Genomic DNA, 22,666 nt, shown 5'->3' with positions numbered 1-22,666 from the left:
TGATTCGGGGTGTCAGTTTGTAACGTTATTACAAAATTCTCGCAGGGCTGAAGAAAAGCTCACTTCATATTCTAAAAGTTTGTTATTTTTCAACTTTTTTCGTGAATCCATGTACATGTATGGTAAGTAGTACCTGTATATGCCCCAGACATTCGACCATTATGCATAAAAAGCACTCTACATAGCAATTGCGATGCAAGAATTAATTTTTTATCAATTTTCTTCTTTTGTTATTACAAAAAGGTGAAAAAAAACTAGTCATTATGTCAAGTGTGTTAGCTTCCTAAAGTACACTCTATAAGCCAAGTTCGCCAGCTAAACACGACCTTTTTCGTACATTCTACTTTTCAATTTTTTTGAAGACTATAGCCCCTAGACCCACCCCAAAGAATACGTCACACTGTGTCCTTTCTTTGTATAGGGATCTCAACATGTCTTTCAGTGTTAATAGCTACTTCGATGATAAAGTTAAATCTATCGCTTTCGACTCGGCCAATGGCCCCTGCACTTCTGGTGTTATGCTGCCAGGTGAATATCAGTTCGGCACCACCCAACACGAACTTATGAAAGTTGTAGAAGGCGAGCTGGTTGTCAAACTTCCAGAAGAAGATGAATGGAAGTCGTTTAAAACCGGCACATCATTCACCGTAGACGCTAATAAGTCTTTCGACGTTAAAGTTTCTACCACCACCGCCTATTTATGCTTTTATAGCTAAACACCCCCCAATCCCCTGCACCACGCCGCTTTTGAACTATTGTGGTGCAGGCATTTGCACCACAAACTCACTTAATATCACTTTATTTACAATTAACACTAGACACGAGCATACCGCAGCGGTATAGTTACCACGCTTTAGATATTAAAGCGCTTTCTACTACTGCTCTGTTTTCTCTACTCCCTTTTTTAAGTCGAATAGATATACATTTGCTCTACTAGGTAAGTTCTATCTATTTCTATCTATAGCTTTTCCGGTGGTAACACACCTCACTATATTTATTTAAAAAAGGTTTTATTATGTCTGATCAAGTAAACGGCACAGTTAAATGGTTCAACGAAGACAAAGGTTTCGGTTTCTTAACGCCTAGCAACGGTGGAAAAGACGTTTTCGTACATTTCCGTTCAATCGTTTCTGACGGTTTCAAAACGTTATCTGAAGGCCAATCAGTGTCTTTCGTTATCGAACAAGGCCAAAAAGGCCCTCAAGCAAGCAACGTTCAAGTTATCTAATTTAACGTTATTGCTAAAAAAAGCCGGACTTAGTCCCGGCTTTTTTTTGGTCTTAAATTCCTGCAGGGCCGTACTTACGCTGTCGTTCTAAGACAGGTAACCACAATGCCCGACACATCTCCCACTAGTTCTATTTCAACATTAGGTTCTGATCTATTAGCCCATTTACCCGATGTCGCTATGGGTTTGGTCATATTTGTTGTACTTATTTTTATTGCTTCACCGGTCGCCTCTTTTGTATTAAAGCCCTTTCACTTTATGACCGGCAGCCCGTTACTGCGTTCTGTGGTGCGTCGCTCGGTTAGTATTCTCATTATTTTGTTAGGCGCGTACATTTTTTTGAAAATGGCTGGGCTTACCGAATTTGCGGTCGCCATTGTTAGCGGCACCGGCCTTATTGGTTTAATTTTAGGCTTTGCCTTTCGTGATATTGCCGAAAACTTCATTTCTAGTTTATTACTTACCGTTCAACGGCCGTTTCGTATTGGCGATGTGGTAGAAATTGCTGGCTACACAGGGGTTATACAAAAAGTGACGTCTCGGGCCACCACTTTGGTGGATTTCGACGGAAACCACATACAATTGCCAAACGCCACCGTGTACAAAGGCATTATTAAAAACTTAACGGCTAACCCCAATATGCGCGGTCATTTCGTAATTGGCGTGGGTTACGACAATGTCATTGCCGAGGTTCGCGAACTCGCCGCTCAATTACTGCGGGATCACCCCCATGTATTAACCGAGCCCGAGCCAATGGTGCTTATCGACAACTTAGGCTCATCTACAGTTAACCTTAAAGTGTATTTTTGGATAAACGTAGAAGCCTCTAGCATTCTTAAAATGGCCTCGTCGTTAATGCGTTTGCTTACCGAAGCTTTTCTAGATGCGGGTATTTCTATGCCTGACGATGCCCGAGAAGTGGTTTTTCCTGATGGCTTTCCGTTAGATAACCCGGCGTTAAAAAACCAAAGCAGCAACCTTAGTTCGCCAGCCGGAGGTAACCGCAACACAACACCGGCCGCTAAGCGCCAAGTTAAAGGCCATGATCACCAAGAAGATGTTACCAGTGAAAATGACGACATTCGCCGCCAGGCCGAACAATCACGGGACCCGGAAGACGGCACAAACATTCTTGAATAGAATAAAAAATCCCGCGCCAAAACGACGCGGGAAAAGGTCTGAATGATGAGCTAAACAGACCTGAGGGACTGGTACGTGCTACGCTAAAATCTCCTAGCGCAGCAATTTAATTAAGGTTCTGCCAAGACGCACATTTAACGCGCCTGCGGCCACGGCTTCTGCCGAATTTTCCATGACTCTTGCGGCTAACGACCCTGTGATCTGGTTTGCTAATTCATCGGTAGCCATATCAAATAAACTTTGTGCCGCTAAGTTTTGTGCCAGCACTTTAAATAACCGCCAGCTGCCTGCTGTACCGGGGCGTAACCCAAACACCCGCGCAATACGGCGAATGGTACGAAAGCTAATCCAGCTAATGGCCAACGTTTGTATTAAGTGGTTTGGGCTAATAAACGCCAAACTTCCACTTACTACCGCTTCTTTACGCAAAATATCCTCGGCTTTTTTTGTTACCGGGGTGGCCACCAACCTTTCGTACACATCGGTAATATCCTGTACCGACATATCACTGTTAATGGCTTGCTGATAGTTCTTATAGCATCTTGCCGCGTAGCTGTCTTTGCCAAATCGGCTGGCATGACGCTCTATACTATGCTTTACATGGCTAACGTCGTCATGTTTTGCCAAGGCCCCAACATCTAACGGTGCATCTACGTAGGCTTCTACCGCCCGAAACCCTAACCACTCACGTACAATAAGTGCCAGTAACGATACAATAAATCCACCTAGCAACACACCCAACAAGCTAGAGGCCACAGGATGATCGCCAAACTGCACAACCACTTCCTGTATTGCATTAAACACCATAAAGCCTACAACTGATAGCCCACCTAACAGTATAGTTACTATTTTCAGGGATAATCCCCGTTGGCCGTCTACGTCCCATTCGCTGGTATCGGGCTTTACCGGCATCGATTCGGTAGGCGCACTTTGGTGTAGCGGTGTTTCGGTAATTCTAGACCGATAACGAGGCTCGTCTTGCTCTGTGTTGTGCATGTCGTTCACCCCAGTAAAAATTGAAAAAGTTTATCTAACCCACGCCCTTTTAACATGCGTGGTAAATAATCGTTGGGCACTGGCACCTGCAATGCCGGGTAGTGTTCATCTTCGGCCATAGAACGAATAGAGGCAGGTACAGGCTCAAAGTTCACCTCGGTATACACCTTATTTGCATTGGTGTAGCGCAGTGCCGCGTCGTGCCGGCCCTCATCGGTGGCTTTAATTGCCGAGACTAAGAAGTGCTCGAATGCCACGCCGTCACGGCTTAGCTTGGCCGTTGCCCCCGCGCTCACATCTTTTAACAATGAAAGCAGTTCGGGCTTAAAACCATCGGGAATTAAATCAGATTTAGTAGCAACAAACGCCACCTTGCCTATCTCTTTTTTGCGCAACAGTGTTTTTGTAAACCAGCTCGACTCGCCATACACAAACACATCCGCAAGATGACTTAAGGTTTCTTTTAGTTGCCCTAAGTGCTGACGGCTATGATTTAACCCTTCAAATAAATCAATAAGAATAATTTGCTTATCAGATTCTCTAAAAGTGCTATCTCGCAGGGGCTGTAACCAGCTAGTTTGAAAATGCTGAAATTGCTCAGTGAAATGCTTTGTCCAAGGGTGATCAATATCGCTGCTAATTTTTGTCGGCAAGGGGGTAAAACCGTGTTCTCGCCATTCAAAGCCCGACCCATCTAACAAAAAGCTGCCCGGTTGCAACATAGCTATTCCCGCCGCCTTTGCTTTAAGTAAGTACTCACGATAAGCACTAACTAAAGTGAACACGGCTTGGCTGTCGGGCGGCACATCAAAATCGAAAGCTTCTAAGGTTTTATGCCATTGCTGTGCATAAAAACGTTGGGGTTCGGTAAGCTGCTGGGCAAGAGAAGAATCAGACCACTGGGTATAAAATTTCCCTAGCATTGGTAAATCGGTGATCCACTCGCCAGGATAATCAATAAATTCAAATACCACATGGGTATGGGGGAACAAATGCTTTTTTAGCTGGCTGGTTTGGCGCAACCGCACCACCATTTTAAACCCGTATACATCTTCTGTGGGCGCTGGCCATTCGCCGTTTTCCAACGAAGCCATATGCTGTTCGATAGGAAACATAGGGAAGTCGTCAAGAGGCTCTAACCACATGGCATCTACCAGCTCTACTGGCAAACGTTTTAACAGTGGCAAACATTGGTACTGCTCTTCACTGCGGTATTTTAGTATGGTCATTAAGCTGGTAAACAGCATAGATTTACCGCTACGGCTTAACCCGGTAATGGTAAAACGGTGGGTTTCACGGGAAAACCAATCGCCGGCCGCAGTCATGCCGTCAAGCAGTTGCTCTAGGGGCGACAGCACCTGTTTAAAAATACCTTTCATAGCGGTTTATTGCGTTGACTAAGAATAAAATGTCTCCAATGTTAAGCATCTTGCCTTTTAATCATTATGGGGGCTTAAATAAAAAAAGGAATACACAGTCATATTTGGAAACAGAATTTGCCGCCACCCCTCCTCCTCTGGCATGCTAAGTACATCTCTTTTTTACTACTTAGTATGTATGCAAACCAACCCGTTTTCTTTTTGTCCCTCATGTAAAAGCGACGCCTTCACGTTATCCGACAACCGCTACCACTGTGACCACTGCAATTTCACCTTCTTTTTAAATGCGGCCACGGCGGCGGCAGGTATTATTATTCACGACGGACAGTTACTGTTTACCGTTCGCGCCAAAAACCCAGCTAAAGGCAAGCTAGGCTTACCTGGTGGGTTTGTAGATATGAACGAATCGTTAGAACAAGCCATACAGCGCGAAACCGAAGAAGAGTTAGGTATAACAATAACGCAATGGCAGTACCTGATGTCATCGCCTAACATTTATGACTACGCGAATGTGCGCTATCACACATGTGATGCGTTTTTTGTTACCCATTTACCCAATAAACCGGTATTTTCATTACAGGAAGCAGAAATTGCCGGCGTCACATGGTTGAAACCTGAACAGATTAACTTAAACGATATTGCATTTGATTCCATGCGACAGGCAGTAAAAAAACTACTAGCAAAATAACAGCACAATTTATTTAGAAAAGGATGACAGCATGAAACGGTTTTTTATGTCTCTAGCAGGGGTGTTGGTGTTATTACTAGGGGTACTGGTTTTTAACACCGTACGGTTTTCTGTGCCTGCCACAACGGCATCGCCCACCTATGCCATTACGGTTACCCCCAACGGCGAACAACTAGCCCAGCAGCTATCCCAAGCTATTCAGTTTCAAACCCTGTCTCGTGAAAACGGCAATACCGACAATTACGCCGCCTTTAGCGATTTTACCGCTTGGTTAGAGCAAACTTATCCGCAGGTATTTGCATCGGTAACCGTCAATCGCCTAAATCAGCATACCTTGCTACTACACTGGCAAGGCACCGCAAATAGTGCGCCTGTGCTGTTTTCTGCCCACTACGATGTCGTGCCGGTTAACCCGGGCACCGAACAAGACTGGCAGTACCCGCCTTTTGCCGGCACCATTGTCGATGGCATGATTTGGGGCCGCGGCGCCTTAGACGACAAAGGCAGCGTAGTGGCTTTGATGGCGTCAGTGTCTGCATTGCTAAAGCAAGATTTTACTCCCACCAACGATATCTATATTGCCCTAACCCACGATGAAGAATTAGGCAGCGAATTGGGGGCGCAGTCGGTGTTGGCGTATTTTAAACAACATAACATTACCCCTGCGTGGTCGTTAGATGAGGGCTCGTTTGTACTGCGCGGCATTGCGCCAGGGGTAGAGAAAGACATTGCCAGTATCAACGTAACCGAAAAAGGCTTTCTTAACGTCAAGCTTACCGCCACTGCTGCCGGTGGTCATAGTTCTATGCCCCCTGAAGATACCGCAGTAACCTTGCTTGCCAATGCCTTGGTGAAGCTACACAACGCCCCGCTACCCGGCTCACTGGAAGGCGTAAGCAAGCAAATGTACAGCAACATTGCTCGCCATATGGATTTTCCTAAACGCTTTTTGTTTGCCAATATGTGGTTATTTAAACCGTTGTTAAATTCGTTTTTAGCAGGCAGCCCCAGCGGCAATGCCATGTTGCGAACAACAACGGCGCCCACCATGTTATCGGGCAGCGTAAAAGCGAACGTGCTTCCCGCCTCGGCCACGGCCACGGTGAATTTTCGTCTTCACCCCAGAGACACCATAAACGACGTACTTACCCATGTAACCAACGCCATTGATGACAACAGAATTAAAGTTGAAGCATTAGAATCGTTTGAGGCCGCTAACGTTGCCCCTTCTGATACCCAAGGTTTTACCGATTTAGCTGATGCTGCCGAAGCAATATACGCTGATACCATTATTACACCCGGGATCACCATTGCTGCTACCGACAGCCGTTTTTATTCGCAAATTACTCATTCTTATCGCTTTACCCCCATGGTGGTGACCATGTCTGATGTCGACACGATTCATGGCACCAACGAAAAAGTGAGCATACAGAATATGGTCAACGCTGTGCGCTTTTATACCGCCGTGATGCAGCGTCAATAGCGCTATTCTAAAGGAATAGAGGGCAAATACCCTTAACGTAAAGATATTGTAGAGGAAACGTTAGGATTTAAATTGACAACGTTGACATAAAACTCTACTGTTACGCTGTCAGTGTTATGTAACACTGTTCATTAAGCGCACAGGTTTTAATTAAGGATTGGAAAAGTGGCACAGCAACAGTTTTTTCTTGGTATTGATGGTGGCGGCACAAAATGCAAAGCACGGCTAGAAAACGCCAACGGCGATTTACTGGCCGAAGGGTTAGCCGGGCCATCCAATCCTGTGCAAAACGCCGATTTAGCGTTTCAGTCTATTCTTGATGCGGCAAGTGAAGCGGTTAACGCTGCTGGCATACCAGGCTTAACCCTAGAGCAACTGTCAGTTTGCTTAGGTTTAGCTGGTGTAAATGTACCGGCTTACCGCAGCATTGCCGAAAAATGGTCTTTGCCCTTTAAAAACGTCAAAGTGACCACCGATTTACACGTAGCTTGTGTCGGTGCCCATGGTAGCCCAGAAGGTGCCATTGTTATTACCGGTACGGGCAGTTCGTCTTTTGCTTGCGTAAACAACGTGCACACCGGTGTAGGCGGCCACGGGTTTCCGTTAGGCGACAAAGGCAGCGGCGCATGGATGGGATGGCGCGGGCTTAACTACACCTTAGAAGTGCTAGACAAACTGCAACCGCCCACCCCTATGGTGCATGCACTATGTCGAGCATTGGGAACCGACAATACCCGCGAAATTGTTGGTGAAGCCATTGACTATGCCAGCCGCGACTTCGCTCGATTAGCGCCGGTAGTGGTAAATCATGTGTACAAGAACGACCCCGTAGCTACCGCCATTATGGAAGACGGTAAAGCCTATTTAGAAGCGGTGATTTTACGGTTAAAGGATCTTGGCGCCAAGCGTATCTCTATTATTGGTGGTTTATCTGGCCACTGGACAGGCTGGTTTGCCCCTCACATTCAACAACTTTTAAGCCCAGCACTTAATCCGCCCGAAATAGGTGCGGTGGTGTTGGCACGACAAGCATTTAAGGAGGCCTGAAAATGGCACAAATGACCAAAATGGCTGCCGAAGCCACCGAAACACCCCAAGTATTCCGTCGTCAGCAACAGCAAAATAAAGCGCAGATCATCGCCCTAGCTGATGCCATAAAACGTCACGACCCAGAATTTGTTTACATGATTGGCCGTGGTACCTCTGATCACGCCGGTGTATTTGGTAAATATCTTATCGAAACGCAAATGGGACTGCCCGTCGCCGCTGCCGCGCCGTCGGTAAACAGCGTGTATGGCAAAACCTTACGTTTACGCAAAGCCCTTGTGTTTATTATTTCTCAGTCTGGCCGTAGCCCCGACATCTTGGCTCAAGCCCGCATGGCAAAAGAGCAAGGCGCTTTGTGTGTTGCCTTGGTGAACGACGAAACCTCTCCTCTTAAAGACGTAGCCGACTTTTTTGTGCCTTTATGTGCAGGCCCTGAAGTAGCCGTGGCTGCAACCAAAAGCTACTTGGCTAGCTTATACGCCCTGTTAGATATTGTGGCAGCTTGCACCCAAAATACTTCCCTTACTGCAGCCTTGGCGTCGTTACCTCTGCAAATGGAAGAAGTACTCGCTAGCCAACCTGTGTTGTTAGCCGACACCCTTAGCACCATGGAACGCTGCGTAGTATTGGGGCGGGCATTTGGCTATGCCATTTCTCGCGAAATAGCCCTTAAATTAAAAGAAGTGTGCGGCATTCAGGCCGAAGCATTTAGTAGTGCCGAGTTTTTGCACGGCCCTATATCGCTGTTAAACCGCGGTGTAGCTATTCTTGATGTACATATTGACGATGCCTCGGCACAATATCATCATGCTCAAATAGAAGAAGTAAAAAGCCGCGGCGCTACGGTTTGCCCCATGCTGCAAACCGACAAAACCACCCATCCACTGGTGGCTCCTCTGCTTATTATGCAACGCTTCTATGTCGACATAGAACTGGCTGCCCGCACCCTAAACATGGATCCAGACAGCCCTGTAGGCCTTAAAAAAGTAACTGAGACAATGTAATCATGACACGCTATTTTGCTTCACAATTATTCGATGGCTATTCACTACTGAATAACATGCGTTTTGAGGTTGAAAATGGCCGTATTACCCGGTTGGTTTCCCATGCATCTGCTGAAGATGCTATCCCGTTAGACGGGCTGGTAATGCCCGCCATGGTTGATATTCAAGTAAACGGCTGTGGCGGCGTACAATTTAACGACGCCCCTACCGTCGATACCTTAAAGCAAATGGCAAACGCGTTTTTAACCACAGGAACGGGCAGCTTAATGCCCACCCTCATTACCGATGATTTAGCGGTAATGAAACAAGGCGCCGATGCCATTGCCCAGGCCCGCCAGTGGGACCCTATCGCCATTCCCGGCGTACATTTTGAAGGGCCTCATTTAAGCACCGCCAAAAAAGGCATGCACAGTAACCAATATATTCGCGAGTTGGGCGCTGAAGAGTTTGCTCTGTTTACCCGCAAAGATTTAGGCACGGTTATGGTTACCGTCGCACCAGAAACTGTATCGACTGCGGATATACGTCGCTTAACGGATGCCGGTGTGATTGTATCGGTTGGCCATACCAATGCCACCGCCGAGGCCTGCTTTGCCGCGTTTGACGCAGGTGCCAGCAGTGCTACCCACTTGTATAACGCCATGTCGCCTCTTACCGGCAGAGAGCCGGGCACTGTGGGTGCCGCCTTATACCGCAACGACATTTACTGCGGTTTAATTGTCGATCATCAACATTTGCACCCTGTAAGCGCTACGCTGGCCATTCGCCTTAAAGGTGACGAAAAGCTGATGTTGATCACCGACGCCATGGCACCAGCTGCCAGCGATCAAGACCATTTTTACTACCAAGGCGTGAAAGTACTACGCCAAGGCCCAGCCCTCAAACTAGAAGATGGCACCTTGGCCGGTTCGGTACTTACTCAACAAGAAGCGATTCAAAATACCCATTTTGATTTAGGTTTTCCCCTTGATAGTACATTAAAAATGGCCACTGCCACCCCGGCCCACTTTTTAGGATTAAGCAACACAATAGGTACACTTAAAGAAGGGGCTCAGGCAAACTGGCTAACGCTAGATAAAAAATTAGCTATTACAGGTACATGGCGTAATGGTAAGTTGATGTCTTAGCGAGGACGTATCGGGGTTACCCCGCAATAAACTAAAGGAAAGAATAATGACAACAAATCCGCAACAACAACCGGCATCATCCCCGCTATTGCCCATGGTAATAATAGGCACCTTGTTTTTTGTATTCGGGTTTATTACCTGGTTAAACGGGGCGCTTATTCCGTTTTTGCAGATTGTTTGTCAGCTATCAAGCACCGAAGCCCTGCTTATTGCCTTTAGTTTTTATATTGCCTACGTAGTCATGGCCCTGCCCATGTCGTATGTACTGAATAAAATTGGTTATCGCAACGCCATGTCTTTAGGGTTGGCGCTGATTGCCGGTGGTTGTTTATTGTTTGTTCCTGCTGCGGAAGCCCAAACCTTTTTATTGTTTATCACCGCCCAGTTTGTGGTGGGGTCTGGCCTTACCATTTTACAAACCGCATCCAACCCCTATTTGGTAAAAATTGGGCCACCAGAAAGTGCCGCTGTGCGTATCTCTATTATGGGGTTGCTCAACAAGGGCGCAGGCTGGCTAGCGCCTATGGTATTTACCGTGCTGGTGCTGGGGGAATTTTCTGGGGTTACCGCACAAAGTGTTGCTGCGCTGCCCGATGCCGAACGCCAAATTCAAATACAGTCGTTAGCCGACAGTTTGGTCATGCCCTACATCAGTATGGCCATTGCGTTGATTGTGCTGGCAGTGGCATTACGTAAATCGAGCCTTCCCGAGCTTAACTTAGAAAACGAAGACGACGCACTACAAAGTACAACGCAACCAACCGGATCGATATTGCAGTTTCCCCAGCTGGTACTGGGTGTTATTGCGTTGTTCTTTTATGTGGGTGTAGAAGTCATAGCCGGTGACACCATTGGGCTGGCAGGCTCTGAACTTGGCGTACCCGGCGCATTAGGTTTAACCTCGTACACCATGGCTTTTATGGTCATTGGCTATTTGTTAGGCTTGGTGCTGATCCCCCGTATACTGACTCAACATCAATTGCTTATGTTGTCAGCCTGTATGGGTATTGTACTCACCCTGTGCATTCCATTTGCAAACGCCGACAGCCATGCTATTTCATCACTGCTATGGGGTTGGACCGGCATGGCAACCTTACCTAACCCAATTACCTGTATTGCCTTGTTAGGATTAGCCAATGCCATTGTATGGCCAGCAATATGGCCACTGGCATTAGAAGGCTTAGGGCAGTTTACCGCTCGAGGTTCCGCTTTGCTTATTATGGGTATTGCCGGGGGCGCTATATTACCCATGGTGTTTGGGCTGATATCTGATCGCGTAGGTGTAATGAATGCCTATTGGATGACCATACCCTGCTACGGTTTTATTCTTTTTTATGCAGCTAAAGGCTGCCGCATTAAACGCTGGTAAGCATTATACCGAGCAGAGCTAGTTCTCTGTTCGGGTGTCCACCAGCGGTTCTTGTCGGGTATCGGCGGTTCTTACCATAGTTGCGGTTCGCTCAAAGGTAAGGTTAATACGCTCGAATACCCCTTCAATCATAGCGATGTTTTCTTTTGGTGCTTGTTGATCTTCTAGTGCGGCAATAATTTGTCGATACACGGGGTTCATTAACGCTGGCGTTTCGCCCTGTGCTGCCAACACATAGGATTCAGCTAACGCCCATTGCCATGCCTGCATCAGTTGGGTAAGCGACTGGGTACTGACGCTATCTACCATTTTTCTGATACGCATAATTATATGCCCCAAATTTAGGCCAGTAAGGGCCAGGTCGGTAATAATTCGCCCCTGAGCAGCCATGCCTTTTTCGTAACTTGATAAACGTAGCAAACGGTCGCACATGCGGGCATTAAACCAGTCTACGTCGTGGTGTGGCGTGCCCACTTTGATAAGATCTTTGCGGGTAACCATAAATAGTCTTTGCTGCATTAATGCCATACCTGGGCCAGCAAACAGCTTAAATACCCAATAAAGAACAATAAGGCCGGTCATAATTGCCAACGCGTTACTGGCGGTATAGGCCACGGACAACGATGTGCTCATGTCGTTACCCGGCTGTACTAAGATAATAAATGGAATACAAAATCCTAGGCCATAAGGAAGCAAAGGCCGAGATGCAAGTAGCATCAGCCCTAGGAACAAAGGAACCCCCAAAATCATCACCAACACCGGAAAGTCACCGCTACTTTGCGCAATAAGATTAAGGGCATAAAAAATAGCAACGGGGATCGCCACGGTGGCCCCAATAAGCACACCACGCAGCGATTTTTTCACCACCGCAGACGGCAGGCGGGCAAACATGATGGAAAAAATAACCGGCAGGATCATCAGCATAATTGCTGCCGGCGAGCCAGTACCAATCCACAAGCCGGCACCAATAGAAAACACTAAAAAGGTACGAAACCCCGTTGTTAGTGCCACCAGAGGATCTCGATAAGGGGTTAACGACGAGGCTTTTAAACTAGAGGGTTCACCGCCATTCATGGCCCGATAAGCCCGCAAAATAATCACCAAATCGGCCACCATTTCTTGTGCGGTGCGACATAAACGGTATTCCAAAGCCGTTAGGTCGTTAGAGTCGAACAAAGTACGCCATTTACGCCGTTGTTGTTGAGCCAAGGTGTAGCATTCATCAAAGTCGAGCGAACTACCAATAAGGGCTACGTCTTCTCGCAATTTTTGCAGTAAGGTTGTCATGTTGGCAGAAAGTAACGACGCATTATTGCGCTGTAAGCGCCCGAATATTTGTACTACCGCAACTAACGACAAAATTTTATTGCAGATCACGGTTGCAGCCCGCGCCTGCCGCTGTCCGGTGGGGCCTTCAAATACCACGGCACTAGAATCGTCGTTAAGGGCCGTGAGAGATTCTAGCGTACTGTCGATATGGGCGTGCCGCAATTCATGCGACCCATCAATGGCCAGTTCCACAGATAAATACGCCATGGCTTCATTGATGGCATGCTGGGCGTGTTGTTTAAGGACGTTTTCTATCCGCTGGGGCCACAGCATTAACGACACCAACATGGCACATACCGAACCCACGATAATTTCACTTACCCGTTCTTGCGCAATATTAAAAATGCTTTCGCTACTGACCATAGAAGGCGTGGCCATGGTAAGCAGAATAATAATGCATGGCGTTACTGCCGCCATGGCAAAGAAGTAAATAAAATTAATGCGCCGGACTAAAGACGACAAACTGGCATTTAGACATAGCCACATGGCCAAACAAAACAGTACGATCCCCGAGTAGGCAATAAAGAAGTTAAGGATGATGAGGGCAAAGGTGCCTCCCAGCAGTGTACCGAGAATTTGGCATACGGTTTTTTCCAGCACCATGCCGGTTTCTGGACGAACCTGCAAAAACACCGCCGAAACTAACGCCCAGTAAGGGCGATCTAGATCTAACCACATGGCCACATACATGGCCATCGCCATAGAAATAACGCCTTTAAGGGCGAAAATCAACGCCCGTCGGTCAGGCATGAGGTATGCCATAACCAGACGTTTTGCGGTACTACTCACCTTGGGTGTCTAACCGTATAGAGGCGGTCATACCCGCAACTAATCGGATATTATCTGGCACAGAATCGATGCGTATATCTACCGGCACTCGTTGGGCTAACCGCACCCAATTAAAGGTTTGCTGTACTTCTGGCAACAATTGGCTGTTGGTAGCCGTGTTACTGTCGGCAATGGCATTGCTTATACTTATCACCGTGCCTTTAATGGGTTCACCACCGCTCATTAGTGTTATCGAGGCTTGTTGTCCCTCGTAAATTAGGGGCAATTTGGTTTCTTCAAAATACCCGGTTACGTATAAGGAATCTTTCGCCACAATAGATAACACCGGCGTGCCTTGTTGCACATAATTGCCTTGTCGCAAACTCAAATTTACCACCACGCCATCGGTGGGCGCTTTTACCGTAGCCCGTTGCAAATCGATTTGCGCGCTGGCTAAACGAGCCTGAGCTAACTCTAATGCCGCTTTGGCCATGCTGGCGCTAATGCGGCTGCTTTCTAGCTCTTCTGCACTAATGCTATTTTTGCTTTTTAACCCTTCTCGGCGGGAAAATTCATGATTTGCCAAATCCAGCGCAAGTTGTTTGTTTTCTACGGCGGCTTGCAGTTCGTCTACCACCGCCTGATAGCGCCGAGTATCAACTTGAAAAATCACCTCGCCTTTTTTCACTGTCTGTTTGTCTTTTACTGCCAGTGAAGTAACCCAACCCGACACATCAGGAGCCACGGTAATAATATCGGCTTGTACTTTGCCATCACGGGTCCAGGGGGAATACAGATAATGCTCCCACACCCAGTGCCCGGACATGACAGCAATAATAATCACTACAAAAGTGAGACCAATTCGAAGAAATTTCCCCATGCTTACCCCGCAAGTATTCGCACTGCACCGGCCAGATAGCACACAAAAAGTGCCACTTCTACCCAGGGCGGTTTCCATAATTTCTGATAAATGCCCGTTGCATATAACACATAACGGGTGATCAGCGACAAAGCGAACGCCAGCGGTATCATCACGACCATTGGGCTGAACAGCATGCCGCCTAACGAAAGTTCACTTAGCACTAAGCCTCCGCAGTGTTAACTCGATTTTTTGTTTGGTAATTCTAATACAGAAATGATCACTATTTCGTTCTTTTATTAGCACGAAGTAATACTTAACCCCTTTAAACATAGCTAATAATACCACTGTGCTCTCTCTAGTTGAGAAGTTTGCGAATATCCCACTTTTTTTCATCTATTAATAATTTATTCAGCCAAAACAAAATATGTTTGAATTAACTACAACCACATGAGAAACTAATAAAAATAATTATCATTTAAGTTTGTATCAAGAAATGAAACACACTCCTCTATTTTTATCACTGTTTGCAATTTTGCATACAGGGGCTAGTCAGGCGCAAGACTCCACCTTGCCCGAACTGGACATCACCGCCGTAAAATCCGAAAACAAAATACAGAACACCACCGTTCTTAAAGATGAAGATTTACGTCAATCGCGGCGTTCAGATTTAAGTGAATTGTTGTCTATTGTTCCTTCGGTGCGGGTTAGCGATACCGCCAGTAACAGTTTGCAGCAGTCTGACCTAGCGCCCGCCGAATTTTCCATCCGCGGAGCGGCGTTTTATCAAAACAATATCCAGTTAGACAATGCTGGTATCGATAGCTTTCTTGATCCTGCAAACACGCTATCGGGTGGTGACTACCCTAGTAGAACATCAGTGGCCGGTCACTCTCAATCGGTTTTTATAGAGCCGTCGTTTTTATCTGAAATTGAAGTTATCGATAGCAATGCAGCGGCCAGCGAAGGGGGCTTCACCGGCGGTGTGGTCAAAGCCAAAACCCGTAAATTTGAAGGCGAATCCCAATTTTCAGTCAGTCATAGGATCACCAAGGACAGTTGGTCATCCTTCCATGTAGATCCAACCCAGCTAAGCGACTTTGAAGACGGTGCCGCGCAACGTGTTACGGGCATACCCGGTGAGTTTCAGCCATCTTTTGATAAATCAGAAACCCTGATTTCTGGTAGCACTCGGGTCGGTAACATTGGTATTTTTGCCGGTTACAGCGACAAACGCTCATCAACGGTTCAAAAACGCACCTCTACGTTAGCGCTACTGTACGATTTCGATTACTTCCTAGAAACAGGAAATGTGTTTTTACGTGAAACCGAAGACGAACTTGAAAGCCATTCCCGATTTGCCACCGTACGCGCCGACGTGCTTGACGTGCCTTACGATTTATACGTTACCTTGGCATACAGTGACTATTCGAAAGACTCCTTTTTAATTAACTTTTTAAACTCTGATTTTACCAGCGATATTAAGGGCACGAACCTAAGTGTAAACTTTGGCAATGACTATGGCGCTACTCGTGTAGATACAACCTTAGCCATCAACTATAGCGATAATGCCCGCGACAGCGACTCGCAAACTTTATCGGCCTACAACGGCCGAAGTTTTTATACCGACAACCAATACGTGGGCAGTTACGGTTCGCTAGAAACACAACAAGCAGTGATCACCGCTTCGGCGGATATGATAACCACCATCAATGAAGTAACGAATTTACGCTGGGGGGCTGAAGTTAAACGGGTCGATTTAAAACAGCACCGTGCACAAGATTATGTGGAATCCCAGTTTTATCCACCAAACCTATCAGACTTAAACGGCTTAAATGGTGCCGTTCCCTACGACGAACACTACCTGTATGAGGAAGTTACCTACGGTGCCGGCGATATCGCCTTCTTATCGATGAATTTAGCTGCGTATTTGCAATTAGACGGTATGGTAAACGACTGGTTCTATCATGGCGGCTTACGGGCTTCCCGAGACGACTTTCTTACCAATAACAATATTGCCCCCCGGGTTTCATTTGGTCGCCATTTTGGTGCCGATGACAGCACCCGTTTTGAAATTGGGGTCAACCGCTATTACGGCAAGTCCTTTTTGTCTTACAAACTCGCCGAGCTGCAAAAGCAATATGTCACCACGGTACGACGAGAAACCCAATATGATCCCACCTCGCCCTTCGAAACCTTTTCTGGCACTGAACAATGGGTAGAAAGCGACCTTGATACTCCCTTTAATGATGAATTGAGCATCGAATTATCCACCGCATTATGGCACAGCCAAGCGGGGATCCAGTTTGTGCGACGGGAAGGTAAAGATGAAATTCGCACCAACTATGATAGTGATACAGGCTTGTATCAATACGTTAACCGAGGACAAAGCACTACCCGCCAAGTTGATGTTTATTGGCGCACGCCCGCTTACCAATGGTTAGATGCGTCTTGGCGGGTTAACACCATGTTGTCATGGACGCATAGAGATTCCGATCAACAATACTTCAGTGGCTATTCAGGGACAGAAGATGCCAATGAAAACGTGATCTTTGAAGGCGAAGAAATTTCCCGCTATGAATTGCAAGCGGCGGACTATTCGGTGCCTATTAGAGCGAATGTGGATGTCTTGACCACCGCGCTAGAAGATCAGCTCACCGTAAGCAATCGGTTTACCTATACCTCAGGTTATGAAGCCGTTTCAAAAACAGGCGAGGATGACACCACTGGGTTAGATATGTATGAGGTGATTGAGCAAGGTTCTACCTTTTCTTGGGATCTCTCTGTTCGCTATGTCTTGCCAATGTTTAATGCCGAACCTTACGTAAAAGTGGATGTGGTTAACCTTACCAATAAGTCCAACGTGATCCGTTCGGAAGAAGGCGTTCAACTGTTCGGTATTGGCCGGCAATTCTGGCTGGAAGTCGGTGTAAATATTTAAGTCGCAATGACATGCTAAACAAAATTGGCTGTATGCTTAGCCTTCTCGTTGGACTCTGGGTTTTCCCGGTGAGTGGCGACACACTCACCGAGGTTTACCGAGGCCCCCAACAAAATTGGCCTGCGCCCTTCATTGATGAAGGAGCGCAGTATTCGCCGCTGGCGTCGTTGCCAGTGCAGCCGCCCTATCCCTCAGAAAATCCTTACTCGGACGAGAAGCGCGAACTGGGCAAACACCTGTTTTTTGACCGGCGGTTGTCAAAATCCCAGCAAATTGCCTGCGCCAGTTGCCATGATCCCGATCTGGGCTGGGCCGATGGACGACGAAAATCCATCGGCCACAACCGCCAAGTGCATACGTTAAACACCCCGTCTGTGGTGAACACCGCTTACTTAACCTCGGTGTTTTGGGACGGTCGGGTCAACACCTTAGAGCAGCAAGTGGTGCAATCCTGGTCTAACCCCATTGAAATGGCGGCATCACTACCGGCAGCCACCACACGCATCAGTCAATTACACGACTATTCCCCGTTATTTGAAAAAGCGTTTGGTACCGCGCAGGTAACCACCTCACGCATTACCAACGCCATCACTACCTATGTACGTTCGTTAACCCTCACTAACACCAAATTCGACCGTTTTTTGCGAGGTGAGCGTGCCCTATTTAGCGAACCAGAGATCCGCGGCCTGCACCTGTTTAGAACCAAAGCCCGATGTATTAATTGTCATAACGGTGCCCAGCTATCTGACGGTCAGTTTCATCACCTTGGCACGTCGTTTCAAGCCGTAGGCAACTTTGAAGGTCGCTACAGCGTAACCGGCAAAGCCACAGATGTTGGGGCATTTCGTACGCCCAATTTGCGAGGGCTTAGCCATACGGCACCTTACATGCACAATGGCTTAATAAACAATTTAGACAACCTTTTAGCATTGTATAATGCCGGGTGGTGGCAAAATGCTCCCCTACACGATACAAATAATACGATCCCCCTAGCGACACTCTCTGCGTTAATACAGCCGTTAAATTTAAGTAAAACGGAAATGCACGATTTGCGCGCATTTTTAGAAACCCTAAACGGCACCATGCCTTTTACCACCCCACCCCCAGAATTGAATTAATCGGCTAAGGGCCTTACCTATACGGCTTTCGCGGTCATTTTTAGTAAAACGTTTTATGTTCATATAAAACGGGGGCTGCGCAACTCTGGACATTCCCTTTTAAATACGTCAGTATGTTTTTAATTTGTAAATATTACGCAAGTAAATATGTCATTTTGTTTACCTTGCCATTACGTATTGAGTGAGTGAATATGTCTCAGATAGCCATCTCTGATTTAGAGTATTTAGTCATTTTTGGCTATCTCATTCTCATTGTTACGGTGGGGTTGGTGTTTAAAAAGTTTTCGTCAAATACCGATGATTACTTTAAAGGCGGTTGTAAAGGCACCTGGTGGCTAGTGGGTGCCAGTGCGTTCATGAGTGCCTTTAGTGCATGGACCTTTACCGGCGCGGCAGGTATTGCCTACGAATCTGGGTTCTCAGTTATTTTTATCTTTTTAGGCAACGTGCTTGGCTTTTTTGTCAATTACCTGTTTATGGGGCCGTGGCTACGGCAAATGCGTGTGACCACCTTTCCTGAAGCCATTGCCAAACGCTTTGGTAGCGTCACCCGAGATTTCTACGCCTTTTACGAAGTGCCCGTACGTTTACTTTATTCCGCCATGGCGTTGTACGGTCTGGGTATATTCTGTTCTGCGGTTTTTGGTTACGACATTTATCACGTTATTATTGTCTGTGGCGTGGTGGTGCTGTTGTATTCGGCCACCGGCGGGCGCTGGGCGGTAATGGCGACGGATTTTCTACAAGGGTTAATACTGGTACCACTAACGGTTATTGTGGCTTGGCTATGTATCAGTGAAATCGGCGGCGTATCAGCCATGTTTGAACAGATACAAATAAAAGGGCTAACCGAAGAATATCAAATGGTGAACTCAGCCACCCTATTTGGTGGTGCATACACCTGGGGTTGGGCCAGTGCCATGGTGGTCAAACAGTTCATTGTATTTAATTCCATTAACGCCGCACCTCGCTACTTCTCGGTAAAAGATGGCAAAGAAGCCAAAAAAGCCGCCCTGTTATGTGCCATTTTAATGGCCCTGGGCAGCGTTATTTGGTTTGTGCCTCCCATTGCTGCACGAATTTTATACCCCGAAATGATAGACGGCTTTGATATAAGTAAGCCCGCTGAAGCCAGTTACGCCGTTGCCAGTATGCGCTTACTTCCTGTGGGTTTGGTGGGGCTAATTGTGGTGGCTATTTTGTCTGCCACCATGAGCTCTATGGATACCGGCCTCAATACCAATGTGGCGATTTTAGTAAAAGATATCTATCCCAAGTTAGTACGCTTTTTTAAGTGGCAGCCGAAAAGTGAAAAACAGCTACTGCGCTACGGCATACAGCTTACTTGGGTCATGGGCGTGTTCATCATTTTACTGGCCATGTATTTTGCCGGCCAAGAAGGCATTGGTATTTTTGAAGTGATGATCAGCGTAGGCACCTTGTTGTCTACGCCCATTACCATTCCCTTATTGTGGGGGCTGTTTATACGCCGCACGCCATGGTGGGCGGCGTTATTTTCCATTGGGTGCGCACTAATCTACTCTACCATTGCCTTTTTCAAAGTTCCGCTGGTGAATTTTGGCTTTTCACAAGCCCTCAGCGATAGCTTTACGTGGAATTTCCAACATCAGTTTTTCGGCGTACTGCTTACCGGCACCTTGCCGTTTTTCTTAACCATCCCCTTTGCTCCGCCTCGTCATTCTGAACACAGAAAACGGGTTGATGCGTTTTTTACCACCATTCGTACGCCGATTAATTTTGAGCAAGAAATTGGTGAAGGGAACGATCTTAAACAACTTACCGTGGTGGGCTGGTTTGGCATTGCCATTGCTGTTTTTGTAGGTTGTATGCTGTTTTTCCCTAACTCGGGAACAGGCCGATTGGCCATATTAATACTCGCGGTGGTCATTGGCATACTAAGCGGGTTAATGATTTGGGCAGGCTCAAGAAATACCGTGGCGGCAAAGCCCGTCACCGACAATACTTCATCATGTTCTTACGTAAAGTAACCCATTTTAGCCACCACGTCGAAAACACCCATTTTCGACGTGAGAACACTTAACAAAAGGTTAAACGCTACCATGAATTATTTGCTTATTAACGAGCAACTCGACACCTTAAAAGCTGAACTAGGCACTTACCGGAAAAACCAATTTACCCGGCTAATCGAACAATGCCGCTTGTATGAAAACGAGCCACTGTCGGTTACGCCACCGGCCACCAGCGTGACCTATATGGGCATGGCCAGCGCCAATTTAAGCCTAGCCTATTTGCTTACCGAGCAGCCCCACTACCTTGAAGAAGCCAAACGCTGGATCTTTACTGCGGTGGGTTACGATGTTTGGGGTTATGGCTTTTTAGTGGATGTAGATTTAAGCGCGTCTTGGTTACTGTTTGGCTTAGGATTATCTTACGATTGGCTAAAAGACCACCTTAGCGATGATGAACGGCAACAATTTTTAGATAAGCTGATTTTACAAGGCAATAAGATATTTGATTACGGGCAAGAAAACCTGGGCCACTGCTGGTCTACCAATTTCTGGCAAAACCATAATTGGATAAACTATGCTGGCTTGCTTACCACCGCCTACGCCATTGTCGATGACTACCCGCCGGCGCAAGTATGGATAGACGAAATTAAAACCAATTTTGATACCGTATTTAAGTATATGCCTGAAGATGGCTCAAATTACGAAGGTACCGGCTATTGGCGTTTTGCCATTAACTTCTTTTTAGTGGCCGCTGACCTTATTCGTAAAGACGGTGGCAGCAACCACTTTGAAACAGACTTTTTGAAAAACACCTTTTATTACCGGTTGTATCAGTCTAATCCTAACTGGGAAGAAAACGTCAACTTTGCCGATGTGCACGACAAGCGTAGCTCTCATTCTATTGGTGCTTATTATAAAATTGCCAGTGAGTACAACAATGGTCACGCCCAATGGCTAGGCGAACTAGTAAGAGAAAACTTCCTCTTTCGAGAAGCTTACCAAAGCAAAATCTTCCCCGGCATTTTACCCGAAGCCTTTTTAGAAATGATTTGGTACCGCCCCGAGGTTAAACCCATATCGCCAGACGTGTTGCCGCTGTCGGCCTGCTTCCCTGATTTAGGCTTGGTAGTGATGCGTTCGGGCTGGGAAACCGATGCCACCCACCTGTCGTTCAAATGCAGCCCTCCTGGCGGACACAAACAATGGGAATTAAGCTGGCAAGTAGACGAAGAAAACAACTGGCACACCCGTAGCCTGACTCATTATCATGTCGATTTTAACAGCTTTATTCTTATTCATAATGGCACTTATCTCGCCATTGACGAAGGCTACAACCGTACTTCAAAAGCCGAAATACACAACATGATTACGGTGGATGGCACCGGCTGCGTGGGTGAAAAAATATGGGATAACGCAGATTTAAGCGATCCTGAATTATTTGACCAAAATTGTAAGGGCATTTTTAATGTGTGGAAGGACGTGCCTCGTGAAGCCACCGCGCAAATAGAAACCTTCTACAATGAAGATGACTACACCTATGCGGTGGGTGAATCAAGCAAGATGTACTACCCAGAAATGCAATTAACCCGCAACGCAAGGCATATGATCAACAGTCAAAGTGGGTATTTTATCGTACTTGATGAACTGGCCAGCCACCTTGAGCATACCTACACATGGCGTCTTCATTCAGAAAAATTTGCCAACCATGAAAACAGCGACCACTTTGAAGTAGAAAACGGTAACGGCGCTTTGGCCATATACCCTGTGGCACCGCAAAAACGTAACGTGCGCATAGAAGAAACCTTGGTGGAAGAAGTAATGACGCCCCAACGCCCAGATGATATTCGCCGTATCAGTTTAAAAACCTTACTTATCGAAAATACAACGCCGGTAAAAGAGATGGCGTTTATCACCGTACTGCAACCTAAAACCCTGTATAGCGAGGCCCCTACGCCACCCATTTCGGTTACGCCAATTACGGCACCCGATTGGCAGGGCGTAGAAATCACCTCAACGGACCATGTAGAAACGTTTTTGTATGCACCAAACGGGTATCTGCAATACGACGGGGTAGATATACAGGCAACCTGGCTGTCTGTGGTAAAAGACAAATCAGGTAAGGTGGTAAAAACCACGCAGTACACACAACCTTAAACGACAACGGTCTTTGTATGGCCGCTATATGAAAGGGAATAAATA

General features: G+C 46.7%; 18 protein-coding genes. 13 read left to right on the top strand and 5 right to left on the bottom strand.

Annotated elements, in window-relative coordinates:
* The first annotated feature begins 431 nt into the window (after positions 1–431).
* The 3 genes from KO501_RS17025 (at position 432) to KO501_RS17015 (ending at position 2,368) form a co-directional block, all read left to right on the top strand.
* Positions 432–716 (top strand): pyrimidine/purine nucleoside phosphorylase, encoded by a 285-nt coding sequence (locus KO501_RS17025; protein ID WP_216030890.1) that lies wholly within the window; start codon positions 432–434, stop codon positions 714–716.
* Positions 717–1,015: 299 nt separating this feature from the next.
* Positions 1,016–1,228 carry a cold-shock protein gene (locus tag KO501_RS17020; RefSeq protein ID WP_216030889.1) on the top strand — a complete coding sequence of 71 codons (213 nt, stop codon included), beginning with the start codon at positions 1,016–1,018 and terminating at the stop codon, positions 1,226–1,228.
* A gap of 105 nt (positions 1,229–1,333) precedes the next feature.
* The gene (locus tag KO501_RS17015) at positions 1,334–2,368 is read left to right on the top strand and encodes a mechanosensitive ion channel family protein (protein ID WP_216030888.1); all 1,035 of its coding nucleotides are present in this window, start codon (positions 1,334–1,336) and stop codon (positions 2,366–2,368) included.
* A gap of 93 nt (positions 2,369–2,461) precedes the next feature.
* Here the strand turns inward: KO501_RS17015 and KO501_RS17010 are convergent, their stop codons facing one another.
* Both KO501_RS17010 and KO501_RS17005 read right to left on the bottom strand, forming a co-directional pair.
* Entirely contained in the window at positions 2,462–3,364 is a 903-nt protein-coding gene (locus KO501_RS17010) for a YcjF family protein (protein WP_216030887.1), read from the bottom strand.
* Between the two features lie 5 nt (positions 3,365–3,369).
* On the bottom strand, positions 3,370–4,743 hold the full coding sequence (locus KO501_RS17005) for a YcjX family protein (RefSeq protein WP_216030886.1): 1,374 nt from the start codon (positions 4,741–4,743) through the stop codon (positions 3,370–3,372).
* A 178-nt stretch (positions 4,744–4,921) separates the two neighbouring features.
* On the opposite strand from KO501_RS17005, the gene KO501_RS17000 reads away from it, so the two are divergent.
* The 6 genes from KO501_RS17000 (at position 4,922) to KO501_RS16975 (ending at position 11,461) form a co-directional block, all read left to right on the top strand.
* On the top strand, positions 4,922–5,431 hold the full coding sequence (locus KO501_RS17000; protein ID WP_216030885.1) for an NUDIX domain-containing protein: 510 nt from the start codon (positions 4,922–4,924) through the stop codon (positions 5,429–5,431).
* A 31-nt stretch (positions 5,432–5,462) separates the two neighbouring features.
* On the top strand, positions 5,463–6,914 hold the full coding sequence (locus KO501_RS16995) for a M20 family peptidase (protein WP_216030884.1): 1,452 nt from the start codon (positions 5,463–5,465) through the stop codon (positions 6,912–6,914).
* 165 nt (positions 6,915–7,079) lie between these two features.
* Positions 7,080–7,961, top strand: a complete 882-nt coding sequence (locus KO501_RS16990) for a BadF/BadG/BcrA/BcrD ATPase family protein (protein WP_216030883.1) — start codon at positions 7,080–7,082, stop codon at positions 7,959–7,961.
* A 2-nt stretch (positions 7,962–7,963) separates the two neighbouring features.
* Entirely contained in the window at positions 7,964–8,965 is a 1,002-nt protein-coding gene (gene nagB-II / locus KO501_RS16985) for a glucosamine-6-phosphate deaminase NagB-II (protein ID WP_252728536.1), read from the top strand.
* Positions 8,966–8,967: 2 nt separating this feature from the next.
* Positions 8,968–10,092: an N-acetylglucosamine-6-phosphate deacetylase gene (gene nagA, locus KO501_RS16980; RefSeq protein ID WP_216030882.1), complete on the top strand. Its 1,125-nt coding sequence runs from the start codon at positions 8,968–8,970 to the stop codon at positions 10,090–10,092.
* A gap of 46 nt (positions 10,093–10,138) precedes the next feature.
* Positions 10,139–11,461: a sugar MFS transporter gene (locus KO501_RS16975; RefSeq protein WP_216030881.1), complete on the top strand. Its 1,323-nt coding sequence runs from the start codon at positions 10,139–10,141 to the stop codon at positions 11,459–11,461.
* 18 nt (positions 11,462–11,479) lie between these two features.
* On the opposite strand, the gene KO501_RS16970 is transcribed toward KO501_RS16975, so the two are convergent.
* From KO501_RS16970 to KO501_RS16960, 3 genes are read right to left on the bottom strand one after another with little or no spacing between them, the layout of a single operon-like run.
* Positions 11,480–13,579 (bottom strand): FUSC family protein, encoded by a 2,100-nt coding sequence (locus tag KO501_RS16970; RefSeq protein WP_354667846.1) that lies wholly within the window; start codon positions 13,577–13,579, stop codon positions 11,480–11,482.
* On the bottom strand, positions 13,572–14,438 hold the full coding sequence (locus KO501_RS16965; RefSeq protein WP_216030880.1) for an HlyD family secretion protein: 867 nt from the start codon (positions 14,436–14,438) through the stop codon (positions 13,572–13,574). Before KO501_RS16965 ends, KO501_RS16970 begins: the two co-directional genes overlap by 8 nt.
* Before the next feature lie 2 nt (positions 14,439–14,440).
* Positions 14,441–14,641, bottom strand: a complete 201-nt coding sequence (locus KO501_RS16960; RefSeq protein ID WP_216030879.1) for a DUF1656 domain-containing protein — start codon at positions 14,639–14,641, stop codon at positions 14,441–14,443.
* 272 nt (positions 14,642–14,913) lie between these two features.
* Between KO501_RS16960 and KO501_RS16955 the strand changes: the two genes are divergently transcribed.
* From KO501_RS16955 to KO501_RS16940, 4 genes are all read left to right on the top strand, one after another.
* A complete protein-coding gene (locus KO501_RS16955; protein WP_216030878.1) occupies positions 14,914–17,358 on the top strand; it encodes a TonB-dependent receptor in 2,445 nt (814 codons plus the stop codon).
* Between the two features lie 11 nt (positions 17,359–17,369).
* Complete coding sequence (locus KO501_RS16950) at positions 17,370–18,476, top strand: cytochrome c peroxidase (protein WP_216030877.1); 1,107 nt, start codon at positions 17,370–17,372, stop codon at positions 18,474–18,476.
* 191 nt (positions 18,477–18,667) lie between these two features.
* Complete coding sequence (locus KO501_RS16945; RefSeq protein ID WP_216030876.1) at positions 18,668–20,485, top strand: hypothetical protein; 1,818 nt, start codon at positions 18,668–18,670, stop codon at positions 20,483–20,485.
* Positions 20,486–20,557: 72 nt separating this feature from the next.
* Complete coding sequence (locus KO501_RS16940) at positions 20,558–22,621, top strand: DUF4962 domain-containing protein (protein WP_216030875.1); 2,064 nt, start codon at positions 20,558–20,560, stop codon at positions 22,619–22,621.
* Positions 22,622–22,666: the final 45 nt, after the last annotated feature.

It is taken from the genome of Alteromonas sp. C1M14 (genome assembly GCF_018860965.1).
Lineage (GTDB): Bacteria > Pseudomonadota > Gammaproteobacteria > Enterobacterales > Alteromonadaceae > Alteromonas.
The sequence above is the reverse complement of the archived record's forward strand: the minus strand, read 5'-3'. Positions and strand labels throughout refer to the sequence as shown.